This window comes from Billgrantia lactosivorans (assembly GCF_003254665.1).
GTDB classification, from domain to species: domain Bacteria; phylum Pseudomonadota; class Gammaproteobacteria; order Pseudomonadales; family Halomonadaceae; genus Halomonas; species Halomonas lactosivorans.
Map to the genome: position 1 here is coordinate 1 of NZ_QHGY01000004.1, position 12,286 is coordinate 12,286.

The window sequence follows — 12,286 nt, forward strand, 5'->3', positions numbered from 1 at the left end:
CTCGCTTGCTGTCGTGGCCGTCGATCCCGTGACCGAGCGGCCTCGCCAGCGCCCTGCGAGGAAGGAGTATTCTACCGATTCGACCGAGCCTGTCAACCCGCTTCGCGTCCGTCACCGGCAGGTGACCCTGGCCGCGAAGCCCCGCGTCGCGGGTGGCCGTGAGAGCCCTCAGCGGGACCCTCGCAAGTGGGGCGCATTCTAGCGAATCCGCCGCGGACGTCAAGTGAGAATCTTGCGAAGCGAATCGAAAAATTCAAACCGAGACAGCCACTTACCACTCTTCTCACCGCTGGCCACGTTGCCCGTCGCCGGCAGCGGATGCGTACTTTAAGGGGTACCGACAAATGACGCAACCCACCGCGTCAAAAAAATATAGTCCAAGTTTCAGGCAACGGCCATGACGGTCGTCAATTTTCTCCCAGGCACAACGCAGGCGTCAGGAGAGATCAAATGACGAACTGATCAACGAATCGATGTACCGGCATGGCTTCCAGCTGCGCCTGGTCCTTGCACAGGGAGAAGATTCGCTCGCAGCGTCCGCTCGGGAACCGTGTCGCCAGATTCCGGCGAAATTTCTCCTCGAGAATGGGGATGCCCTCGTCGCGACGTCGGCGGTGGCCAAGCGGATACTCCACTTCGATGCACTCCGTGGCGCTGCCGTCGCTGAAGAACACCTGGATCGCGTTGGCGATCGAGCGCTTGTCGGCGGCAAGATACTCCTGGGTGTAGCGGGGCTCCTCTCTCACCTCCATCTTCCCGCGCAGCCTATCGATAAGCGGGTGCTGGCGATGGAAGTCATCCTCGTAGTGCTCGGCGGTCAGGTCACCGAAGATCAGCGGCACGGCCACCATGTACTGCAGGCAGTGGTCGCGGTCGGCCGGATTGGCCAGCTCGCCCTCCTTGGAGATGATGCGGATCGCCGATTCATGGGTGCTGATGACGATGCGTTCGACCTCCTCGAGGCGGTCCTTGACCTGGGGATGCAGGCGCACCGCTGCCTCGCAGGCAGTCTGCGCATGGAACTCTGCCGGGAAGGCGATCTTGAACAGGATGTTTTCCATCACGTAGGTGCCGAACTCGCGCTGGAAGCGAAGCTTCCTCTCCTCTTCCGGCTTGATCGCCTGATCCTTGTTGGTCTTCGAGAAGAGCACGTCGTAGAAGCCCCACTGCGGCGCACTGAGCACGCCGGGGATGCCCATCTCGCCACGCAGGGCGATATCGGCCAGACGCACGCCACGAGACGTGGCATCTCCCGCGGCCCAGCTCTTGCGCGAGCCGGCATTGGGCGCATGGCGGTAGGTACGCAGACTCTGACCGTCGGCCCAGGCGTGCGAGAGCGCCGACAGCAATTGCTCCCGACTCGCCCCCATCAGGTGGGCGGCTACCGCCGTGGATGCCACCTTGACCAGTACCACATGATCCAGGCCAACCCGGTTGAAGGAGTTTTCCAGCGCCAGCACGCCCTGAATCTCGTGCGCCTTGATCATGGCCTCGAGCACGTCGCGCAGGGTCAGCGGTGCCTCGCCCTGGGCGACTCGCTTTTGCGAGAGGTAATCCGCCACGGCGAGAATGGCACCCAGGTTGTCGGAGGGATGCCCCCACTCGGCGGCAAGCCAGGTGTCGTTGTAGTCGAGCCAGCGCACGATGCAACCGATGTCCCAGGCGGCCTTGACCGGGTCGAGGCGAAAAGAGGTGCCGGGCACACGCGCGCCATGGGGCACCACCGTACCCTCGACGAGCGGGCCCAGGTGCTTGGTGCATTCGGGGAAGCGCAGCGCCAACAGGCCGCAGCCCAGGGTATCGATGAGGCAGTGGCGTGCGGTATCCAGCGCCTCGTCGCTCTCGATCCGATAGCCGAGAACGTAGTCGGCGATCATCTGCAGTTCAGGGTCGTAATCGGGACGGACGTTGCGTTCGACGGTGGTGCTCATGCTCCCTCCTGTCGCAGGCTCGATGTCGTCTCCTCTTACTATAGAAAACGCCCCAAGCCTGGCGACCCGGGGCGAAACCTGGCACGGCGAATGCCTAAAACGAATCGCCGGGCACACGCACCCACCCTTCCATCAACACCCGGGCGCTGCGGCTCATGACCGCCTTGGTTGCCGTCCACTGCCCTGCCGTCTGCGAGGCTTCCGCGCCGACTCGCAGCGTGCCCGAGGGGTGCCCGAAGTGCACCGAGTTACGCTCGCCACCGCCCGCCGCCAGGTTGACCAGGGTGCCGGGTACCGCCGCCGCCGTGGCAATGGCCACTGCCGCCGTGCCCATCATGGCATGGTGCAGCTTGCCCATGGAGAGCGCGCGCACGACAAGGTCGATATCGCCTGCCTTGATCGCCTTGCCACTGGAGGCAACATAGTCGGCTGGCGGCGCGACAAAGGCGACCTTGGGCGTGTGCTGGCGTTCGGCCGCCTCGCTGACCTCCTTGATCAGCCCCATGCGCACCGCGGCGTGGGCGCGAATCGACTCGAACATCGCCAGCGCCCGGGTATCGCCGTTGATCGCCTCCTGCAGCTCGGTGCCGCTATAGCCGATCGCCCCGGCGTTGACGAAGACGGTCGGGATGCCGGCATTGATCATGGTGGCTTCGAGGGTTCCCACTCCCGGGACCTCGAGTTCGTCGACCAGGTTGCCGGTGGGGAACATGGCGCCTTCGCCGTCGGCCGGGTCCATGAACTCGACCGCCACCTCGGCGGCCGGGAAGGTCACGCCATCGAGTTCAAAGTCGCCGGTCTCCTGCACCTCGCCGCCCGCGATCGGAACACGCGAGACGATGGTCTTGCCGATGTTGGCCTGCCAGATCCGCACCGTGGCGATGCCGTTCTCGGGGATGCGCGAGGGATCCACCAGACCGTTGCCGATGGCGTAGGGCCCGACGGCGGCGGAGAGATTGCCGCAGTTGCCGCTCCAGTCGACGAAGGGCTTGTCGATGGAGACCTGGCCGAACAGGTAGTCGACGTCGTGATCCGGGCTTTCGCTTTTCGACAGGATCACCGTCTTGCTGGTGCTGGAGGTGGCCCCGCCCATGCCGTCGATCTGCTTCTGGTAGGGATCGGGGCTGCCGATCACCCGCAGCAGCAGCGCATCGCGGGCGGGCCCGGGGGTCCGGGCCACCTCGGGCAGGTCGTCCAGGCGGAAGAAGACGCCCTTGCTGGTGCCGCCACGCATGTAGGTGGCGGGAATCTTGATTTGAGGAACGTTAGCCATGGCACTCGCTTCCTGAAATGACGGAATGCCCCGGCGATGACGCCGGGGCATTCACGCAACGTGTGGATCAGGCCACCGCCTCGGACTCGAGGAAGTCCTGGGCGAAGCGCTGCAACACCCCGCCGGCGGAGTAGACGGAAACCTCCTCGGCGGTATCGAGGCGACACAGCACCGGCACACGCTCGCTGTCGCCGCCGGCACGATGGATCACCAGGGTCAGGGTCGCTCCCGGCGCCGGCTTGCCTTCGACGTCGTAGGTCTCGGTGCCGTCGAGCTTGAGCGTGTGGCGCGTGGTGCCCGCCTGGAACTGAAGCGGCATCACGCCCATGCCCACCAGGTTGGTGCGGTGAATGCGCTCGAAGCCCTCGGCGACGATCGCCTCCACCCCAGCCAGCGCCACGCCCTTGGCCGCCCAGTCACGCGAGCTGCCCTGGCCGTAGTCGGCCCCGGCGATGACGATCAGCGGCTGGCCGCGCTCCATGTAGGTCTCGATGGCTTCCCACATGCGGGTGACCTTGCCTTCCGGCTCGATGCGCGCCAGCGACCCCTGGATCACCTCGCCCTTGTCGTCGCGCACCATCTCGTTGAACAGCTTGGGATTGGCCAGGGTCGCCCGCTGCGCGGTCAGGTGGTCGCCGCGGTGGGTGGCATAGGAGTTGAAGTCCTCCTCCGGCAGGCCCATCTTGGCCAGGTACTCGCCCGCCGCGCTGTCCAGCAGGATGGCATTGGAGGGCGAGAGGTGGTCGGTGGTGATGTTGTCAGGAAGAATCGCCAGCGGCCGCATGCCCTTCAGGCCGCGCTCGCGCGCCATGTTGCCCTCCCAGTAGGGCGGACGGCGGATGTAGGTACTTTGCGGACGCCAGTCGTAGAGCGGGCTCTTGGCCTGCTCCACCTCGTCGAGGTTGAACATCGGGATGTAGACCTGCTTGAACTGCTCGGGCCTGACGAACTCGCCGACGATGGCATCGATCTCCTCGTCGCTGGGCCACAGCTCCTTGAGGGTGACGGGGTTGCCGGCCTTGTCGTAGCCCAGCGCGTCCTTCTCGATGTCGAAGCGCACGGTGCCGGCGATGGCGTAGGCCACCACCAGCGGCGGCGAGGCCAGGAAGGCCTGCTTGGCGTAGGGGTGGATGCGCCCGTCGAAATTGCGGTTGCCGGAGAGCACTGCGGTGGCATAGAGGTCGCGGTCGATGATCTCCTGCTGGATCTCCGGGCGCAGCGCGCCGGACATGCCGTTGCAGGTGGTGCAGGCGTAGGCGACGATGCCGAAGCCGAGCTTCTCGAGTTCGGGCAGCAGCCCGGCCTCTTCCAGGTAGAGCCGCGCGACCTTGGACCCCGGGGCGAAGGAGGACTTCACCCAGGGCTTGCGCACGAGACCCAGTTCGTTGGCCTTCTTGGCCAGCAGCCCCGCCGCCACCACGTTGCGCGGGTTGGAGGTATTGGTACAGCTGGTGATGGCGGCGATGATCACCGCGCCGTCGGGCATCCTGCCGGCCCTCTCCTCGGCCAGGGCCTGCTCCAGGTTCACGGCGATGCCGCGCTCGGCCAGCGCCGAGGTCGGCAGGCGACGATGCGGGTTGGAGGGCCCGGCCAGGTTGCGCTCGACGCTGGAGAGGTCGAAGGTGAGCACGCGCTCGTACTCGGCATTCTTCAGGCTGTCGGCCCACAGCCCCACCGTCTTGGCGTAGTTCTCGACCAACGCCACCTGCTCCGGCTCACGGCCGGTGATGGTCAGGTAGTCGAGGGTCTGCTGGTCGATGTAGAACATCGCCGCGGTGGCGCCGTACTCCGGGGTCATGTTGGAGATGGTGGCGCGGTCGCCGATGGTGAGGCTCTCGGCGCCTTCGCCGAAGAACTCCAGGTAGGCGCCCACCACCCGCTCCTGGCGCAGGAACTCGGTAATGGCCAGCACGATGTCGGTGGCGGTGATGCCGGGACGGCGCTTGCCGGTCAGCTCGACGCCGACGATGTCGGGCAGGCGCATCATCGATGGGCGCCCAAGCATCACGGTCTCGGCCTCGAGCCCGCCCACGCCGATGGCGATCACGCCCAGGCAGTCGATGTGCGGGGTGTGGCTGTCGGTACCGACGCAGGTGTCGGGATAGGCCACACCGTCGCGGGCCTGGATCACCGGCGACATCTTCTCCAGGTTGATCTGGTGCATGATGCCGTTGCCGGCAGGGATCACGTCGACGTTCTCGAACGCAGTGCGGGTCCAGTCGATGAAATGGAAACGATCCTCGTTGCGGCGATCCTCGATGGCCCGATTCTTGGCGAAGGCATCGGGGTCGTCGCCGCCGCACTCCACGGCCAGGGAGTGATCGACGATCAACTGGGTCGGCACCACCGGGTTGACCTTCGACGGGTCGCCGCCCTTCTCGGCGATGGCGTCACGCAGGCCGGCCAGGTCGACCAGTGCCGTCTGCCCGAGGATGTCGTGACACACCACCCGCGCCGGGTACCACGGGAAATCCAGGTCGCGCCTGCGCTCGATCAGCTGTGTGAGTGCAGCGGTGAGCCCCTCGGGCTCGCAGCGGCGCACCAGCTGCTCGGCCAGGACGCGGGACGTATAAGGAAGGGTGTCGTAGGCACCGGGCTGGATCGCCTCGACGGCCTCACGCACGTCGAAGTAGTCCAGCTCGGTGCCGGGAAGCGGTTTGCGGTATGGAGTATTCATCAGTCGACGGTCTTCGCGTGGTGTTGGGTCAGGCGAGAGAGAAAGGCGGCCCGCGGGCCGCCTGCTACGGACAAGGGTCAGTCTCGCTCCTCGATCGGCACCCACTCGCTCTTCTCCGGGCCGATGTAGTCGGCGCTGGGGCGAATGATGCGGTTGTTGGCGCGCTGCTCGAAGACATGGGCACACCAGCCGGTGACGCGCGAACAGACGAAGATCGGCGTGAACAGCTTGGTGGGGATGTCCATGAAGTGATAGGCGCTGGCGTGGAAGAAGTCGGCATTGCAGAACAGCTTCTTCTCGCGCCACATCACCGCCTCGACACGCTCCGAGACCGGATAGAGCACGGTGTCGCCGACGTCCTCGGCGAGCTTCTTCGACCACTGCTTGATGATGGCGTTGCGCGGGTCGGACTCGCGATAGATCGCGTGGCCGAAGCCCATGATCTTCTCCTTGCGCTCGAGCATGCCGAGAATCTCGCGCTCGGCCTCTTCCGGCGACGTCCAGTTCTCGATCATGGCCATGGCCGCTTCGTTGGCGCCGCCATGCAGCGGGCCGCGCAGCGAACCGATGGCACCGGTGACGCAGGAGTGCATGTCGGAAAGCGTCGATGCACACACCCGGGCGGTAAAGGTCGAGGCGTTGAACTCGTGCTCGGCGTAGAGAATCAGCGAGACGTTCATCACCCTGGCGTGCAGCTCGGAGGGCGCCTCGCCGCGCAGCAGGTGGAGGAAGTGAGCGCCCACCGACTCGTCGTCGGTCTCGGTCTCGATGCGCACGCCGTCGTGGCTGTAGCGATACCAGTAGCAGATGATCGACGGCAGCGCCGCCAGCAGGCGGTCGGAGACGTCTTGCTGCTGCTCGAAGTTCTCCTCGGTCTCGAGGTTGCCGAGCATCGAGGCACCGGTACGCATCACGTCCATCGGGTGCGCGTCCTTGGGGATCTGTTCGAGCACGGCCTTGAGCGCCGCCGGCAGGCCACGCAGTCCCTTGAGCTTGGTGATGTAGGCATCAAGCTCGGCCTGGTTGGGCAGCTTGCCCTTGAGCAACAGGTAGGCGACCTCCTCGAACTTGGCCTTCTCGGCCAGCTCTGCGATGTCGAAGCCGCGATAGGTCAGGCCGGCGCCGCTCTTGCCCACGGTGCAAAGGGCCGTGGTTCCTGCACTCTGGCCTCGCAGGCCTGTGCTGCTGACGGTTTTCTCAGCCATGTCGAGTCTCCTTGATCTGTGTTTTCTTGTCGTCGTAACGGGCCAGCTCAGGCGTCTGATCCCTTCTCGGCAAACTGGTTTTCCGCAAACAGGGCATCGAGCTTCTGCTCGAACGCGTGGTAGTTGAGGAAGTCATAAAGCTCATCGCGGGTCTGCATCAGCTCGACCACGTCGCGCTGATGGCCCTGCTCGTGGATGCTCCGGTAGACCTTCAGTGCCGCCGCGTTCATGGCGCGGAAGGCCGACAGCGGATAGAGCACCAGGCGGCACCCCACCTCGGAGAGCTCCTGCTGGCTGAACAGCGGCGTGGCGCCGAACTCGGTGATGTTGGCGAGGATCGGCGCGTCAACACGCTCGCAGAAGGCGCGGTAGTCATCGAGGGTATGCACCGCCTCGGCGAAGATGGCGTCGGCGCCCGCCTCGATGCAGGCGCTGGCGCGCTCGATGGCCGCGTCGAGTCCCTCCTTCTGGAAGGCATCGGTGCGTGCGATCAGATAGAAGTCCGGGTCGATGCGTGCGTCGGCAGCGGCCTTGATACGGTCGACCATCTCCTGCCTGGAAACGATCTCCTTGTTGGGGCGGTGACCGCAGCGCTTCTGTGCCACCTGATCCTCCAGGTGCACGGCGGCCACGCCGGCGCGCTGCATCTCCTTGACGGTGCGCGCGATATTGAACGCACCGCCCCAGCCGGTATCGATGTCCACCAGCAACGGCAGGTCGGTAGCGCCGCAGATGCGATGGGCATCCTGGACCACGTCGTTCATGGTGGTCATGCCCAGGTCGGGCAGGCCGAACGAGGCGTTGGCCACGCCGCCGCCGGAGAGATAGATGGCCTGGTGACCGACCCGCTCGGCCATCATCGCGGTGTAGGCATTGATGGTGCCGACGATGGGCAACGGCCGATTGGCCTCGAGGGCGGCACGAAAGCGAGCGCCGGGCGTCAGTTGTGTCATGTGTAGGCTCCTGTGTGATCGTTCCAGCCGGCCTCAGGCAGTGGCCTCGGCCTGCTCCTTGAGGATTTCGGCATAGCGGTCGGCCACGTTGGCCCGTGAGGCGCTGACGTGACGACGCATCAGCAGTTCGGCCAGCTCGGCGTCGCCCGCCTCGATGGCGTCGACGATACGGTGGTGCTCGACGAAGGCGCGCTGGGGCCGGGCACCACTGGCACTGAACTGGGTGCGGTAGAGGCGCACCAGGTAGTAGAGGTCGTCGCACAGCATGGTCATCAGCATGCGGTTGTGGCTGCCCTGGACGATGCGATAGTGGAAGTCCAGGTCGCCCTCGCGCTGGTAGTAGGCCTCGCCGCTCTTGAGGTCGGCCTGGCGCTCGTGTACCGCCAGCACCTCGCGCAGCCCGGCGATCTCCTCACGCGACATGTGCTCGGCGGCCAAGCGGGCGGCCATGCTCTCCAGCGCCTCGCGCACGTCGAACAGCTCCAGCAGCTCCTTCATCGACAGCTTGACCACCCGTGCGCCTACGTGGGGCACGCGTTCGATCAGTCGATGAGCCTCGAGACGACGCATCGCCTCGCGCAGCGGGCCGCGTGAGATGCCGTAGGTCTTCGACAGGCCCGGCTCGGTGATCTTGCTTCCCGGCGCCAGCTCGCCGCGTACGATGGCATCCTGCAGCTGGTGGAAGACTCGTTCTGCCAGGGTGCGGACTTCCGGAGAGGTGTGTTCTGCAGCGACTGAGTTCATGGCAATTGTCGACAATTAGAGGATGAAGTGACTTTAGACATTGCCTCACCTCCGGTCAACCTCCCTGTAGACACGACATGCTACGCCTTTGGTTGTAACCCCAAGGGCAAGCACCGTTGACGATGTCGACAATCTAGCCAGCGTTGACGGTGGAATCGTTAACCGGGCAACGATCCTCACGACAAGAGACGCCCCAGCCCCCTAGAATGATGGCCTGTTTCGGAAGGCCCCCCTGATGACTGAAAGACTGTTGATCAGCTCGCTCCCCTATCGGGACGACCCGCTCGCCTATTTCACCCCCCTGCGCCACCGCCCAGGGGCCGTCCTGCTCGACAGCGGCAAGCCTGCCGCGCCGGGCGGGCGCTACGACATCATCAGTTGCGACCCCGTCTCGGTGCTGACGGTCGATGGGCAGGGCATCATTCGGGTGGACGATGTGGTGAGCGAGGAGCGCAACCCCTTCAGGGCGCAGCAGGCCCTGCTCGATAGCCTGTCGCTCGAGTTACCGGACAGTCACCTGCCCTTCCTCGGCGGCCTGATCGGCTACTGGGGCTATGACCTCGGCCGCTCCCTCGAACCGGTGGGGGAGTCCTCGAGCCAGGTCGTCTCCCTGCCCGCCAGTCGCATCGGCCTTTACGACTGGGCGCTGATCCAGGACCATCGGCAGCAGGAGTGCTGGCTGGTGGCGACCCGCGGCAGGCACGAGCAGGTGATGGCATGGCTGGGTCAAACCGCCGCTCCCGGCGGCGACTTTCAGCTGCTGTCCTCCTTCGAAGGCGAGCTGGATCGCGAGGGCTATGCGCGACGCTTCGCCGCCGTTCAGGCCTATATTCGCGCCGGCGACTGCTACCAGATCAACCTGGCGCAACGCTTCAGCGCCCCTTTCGACGGTGATCTGTGGCGCGCCTACCTGCGCCTGCGCCGGGCAACGCCAACGCCCTTCGCCGGCTACATGGCCTGGCATGGCGCTCGCGGCGAACAGGCCATCCTTTCGCTCTCCCCGGAGCGCTTCCTCCGCTGCCGTGCCGACGGGCAGGTCGAGACGCGGCCGATCAAGGGCACCCGCCCGCGCGGCACCTCGCCCGAGGAGGACCGCAAGCTGGCCGCGGAGCTGACCTCCAGCCTGAAGGACCGCGCCGAGAACGTGATGATCGTCGATCTGTTGCGCAACGACCTGGGGCGAGTGTGTCGTCCGGGAAGCGTGCGGGTACCCCAACTGTGCGGCCTGGAGAGCTACGCCAACGTGCACCATCTGGTCAGCGTGATATGCGGCGAACTGGCGGAGGGCAAGCGCCCGCTGGACCTCCTCGCCGCCGCCTTTCCCGGGGGATCGATCACCGGCGCCCCCAAGGTACGGGCGATGCAGATCATCGACGAGCTGGAGCCCAGCCGGCGCAGTGTCTATTGCGGCAGCCTGGGTTTCGTCGACGTGCGCGGCAACATGGATACCTCGATCGCCATTCGCACCGCGGTCGCCGACGGGGGGCGCATCCACCTGTGGGGCGGCGGCGGGCTGGTGGCCGACTCCGAGGTCGAGGCGGAGTACACGGAGACCCTGGACAAGATCCGGCATCTGATGCAAGCGCTGACCGGCTTAAATCACCGCATGGAATAAGAAGCCGAATTTACCCAACCTATAGCTATATACATCCAATGAAACGATATTGGGGCCCGATCCGCCGCCTTTGTTAGGGTAGGGCCAAATGGCCATCATTGACTTGGGAGCCCCCATGGCAGATCTCGACGCTATCCATCAGGAACTCGGCAACGACCCGGACGCACTCATTCGCTGGGCCCTGGAACAGGGCCAGCGCCCCATCATCACCACCAACTTCCGCCCCTTCGAGGCCGTGATCCTGCACATGGTGACGCGACACCTTCCCACCATACCCGTGGTGTGGATGGATCACGGTTACAATACCGATGCGACGTATCGGCTGGCCGATGCGCTGGTCGAGCGCCTCGACCTCAACCTGATCACCTACCTGCCGAAGCGGACCCGGGCCCATCGCGAGGCAGTGGAGGGCGCCATGCCGAGCATCGACGACCCGCGTCACGCAGCCTTCACTCGCGAAGTGAAGCTGGAACCGTTCGAGCGGGCGCTGCGCGAAATGGCGCCAGACGTCTGGTTCACGGCACTGCGCGCCGAAGACACGCCCGAGCGTGCCCGCATGTCGCCTCTCAGCCGCAATGCCGATGGCCTGCTCAAGGTCGCGCCGCTGCTGAGCTGGAACGCCAAGGACATGTACCAGTACCTGCAACGCCACGACCTGCCCAACGAATTCGATTACTTCGATCCCACCAAGGTGGAAGAGAAGCGCGAATGCGGGCTGCATCTGCAGCACTGAGCCCCTTCGCTGGCGGGCCGCACCTCGGCCCGCCAGCGTATCCGCCCTAGCGCACCGGCAACTGGATATCCTGAAACAGCCCGGCCTCGTGACGCGGCCCGGCGGCCAGCGCCGCATCGACGAGGTCCCGCTCGAGATGGCCGGCGAAGCCCTTGACGAAGTCGTACATGTAGCCGCGCATGAAGGTGCCGCGGCGGATACCGATCTTGGTCACCGAACTCTCGAAGAGATGGCCCGCCTCGAGGGCCACCAGGTCGTCGTCGAGCTCGGGGTCGTAGGCCATGTGTGCCACGATGCCGACCCCCAGGCCCAGCCTGACATAGGTCTTGATCACGTCGGCATCGGCGGCGGTGAGCACCACGTTGGGCGTCAGCCCCTTGGCGCGAAAGGCGTCGTCGAGCTGCGAGCGACCGGTGAAGCCGAAGACGTAGGTCACGATCGGCTGCTCGGCGAGTCGCTGGAGCGTCAGTTCGCCCCCATCGGCCAGGGGGTGGTCACGCGGGACCAGCACGCAGCGGTTCCAGCGATAGCAGGGCAGCAGCACCAGGTCGGTGAAGAGTTCCAGCGATTCGGTGCAGATGGCGAAATCGGCCATGCCGTCGCTGACCATCTGGGCGATCTGCTTGGGCGTGCCCTGCTGCATGTGCAGGGCGACATCGGGATACTTGCGGGTGAATTCGCCGATCACCGGCGGCAAGGCATAGCGAGCCTGGGTATGGGTCGTGGCGATGGAGAGGCTTCCCCGGCGCTCGTCGCTGTGCTCCTGGGCCACCTGCTTGATGTTGTCGGTGAGCCGCAGCACCTGTCCGGCCAGCTCGACGATCGCCTCCCCCGCCGGTGTGACCCGGGTCAGATGCTTGCCGCTGCGGGCGAAGATCTCCACTCCCAGCTCGTCTTCCAGAAGACGGATCTGCTTGGAGATACCGGGCTGCGAAGTGAACAGGCTCTGTGCCGTTGCCGACACGTTGAGGTTATGCCGGGTCACCTCCCAGACGTAGCGCAGCTGCTGTAGTTTCATGTTCGTCTCGCTCCCTTACGCCCGGCATGACCGATATATTGGTGATTAGACGTCTCTGCCTAATCACCAAATAGCATAACGTCAAACAGGGTTTCCGACCATGGAAGCAATGCGATCCACATCCACCCTCTGGGTCC

At 65.3% G+C, this 12,286-nt stretch carries 9 protein-coding genes; 2 read left to right on the forward strand and 7 right to left on the reverse strand.

What is annotated here, in order from left to right:
• Positions 1 to 446: 446 nt before the first annotated feature.
• From prpD to DIS04_RS10540, 6 genes are all read right to left on the reverse strand, one after another.
• Entirely contained in the window at positions 447 to 1,931 is a 1,485-nt protein-coding gene (prpD, locus tag DIS04_RS10515; protein ID WP_111413733.1) for a 2-methylcitrate dehydratase, read from the reverse strand.
• Positions 1,932 to 2,025: 94 nt separating this feature from the next.
• Complete coding sequence (gene prpF, locus DIS04_RS10520; RefSeq protein WP_111413734.1) at positions 2,026 to 3,204, reverse strand: 2-methylaconitate cis-trans isomerase PrpF; 1,179 nt, start codon at positions 3,202 to 3,204, stop codon at positions 2,026 to 2,028.
• Positions 3,205 to 3,271: 67 nt separating this feature from the next.
• A complete protein-coding gene (gene acnD / locus DIS04_RS10525; RefSeq protein WP_111413735.1) occupies positions 3,272 to 5,881 on the reverse strand; it encodes a Fe/S-dependent 2-methylisocitrate dehydratase AcnD in 2,610 nt (869 codons plus the stop codon).
• A gap of 77 nt (positions 5,882 to 5,958) precedes the next feature.
• Positions 5,959 to 7,086: a bifunctional 2-methylcitrate synthase/citrate synthase gene (gene prpC, locus DIS04_RS10530; protein WP_111413736.1), complete on the reverse strand. Its 1,128-nt coding sequence runs from the start codon at positions 7,084 to 7,086 to the stop codon at positions 5,959 to 5,961.
• 47 nt (positions 7,087 to 7,133) lie between these two features.
• Complete coding sequence (gene prpB / locus DIS04_RS10535) at positions 7,134 to 8,039, reverse strand: methylisocitrate lyase (RefSeq protein ID WP_111413737.1); 906 nt, start codon at positions 8,037 to 8,039, stop codon at positions 7,134 to 7,136.
• A gap of 33 nt (positions 8,040 to 8,072) precedes the next feature.
• Positions 8,073 to 8,783: a GntR family transcriptional regulator gene (locus DIS04_RS10540; RefSeq protein ID WP_111413738.1), complete on the reverse strand. Its 711-nt coding sequence runs from the start codon at positions 8,781 to 8,783 to the stop codon at positions 8,073 to 8,075.
• 235 nt (positions 8,784 to 9,018) lie between these two features.
• Between DIS04_RS10540 and pabB the strand changes: the two genes are divergently transcribed.
• Together pabB and DIS04_RS10550 are read left to right on the forward strand one after the other, a co-directional pair.
• The gene (gene pabB / locus DIS04_RS10545; protein ID WP_111413739.1) at positions 9,019 to 10,398 is read left to right on the forward strand and encodes an aminodeoxychorismate synthase component I; all 1,380 of its coding nucleotides are present in this window, start codon (positions 9,019 to 9,021) and stop codon (positions 10,396 to 10,398) included.
• Positions 10,399 to 10,513: 115 nt separating this feature from the next.
• On the forward strand, positions 10,514 to 11,131 hold the full coding sequence (locus DIS04_RS10550) for a phosphoadenosine phosphosulfate reductase domain-containing protein (protein ID WP_111413740.1): 618 nt from the start codon (positions 10,514 to 10,516) through the stop codon (positions 11,129 to 11,131).
• Positions 11,132 to 11,177: 46 nt separating this feature from the next.
• Here the strand turns inward: DIS04_RS10550 and cysB are convergent, their stop codons facing one another.
• Complete coding sequence (cysB, locus tag DIS04_RS10555) at positions 11,178 to 12,149, reverse strand: HTH-type transcriptional regulator CysB (RefSeq protein WP_111413741.1); 972 nt, start codon at positions 12,147 to 12,149, stop codon at positions 11,178 to 11,180.
• Positions 12,150 to 12,286 lie beyond the last annotated feature (137 nt).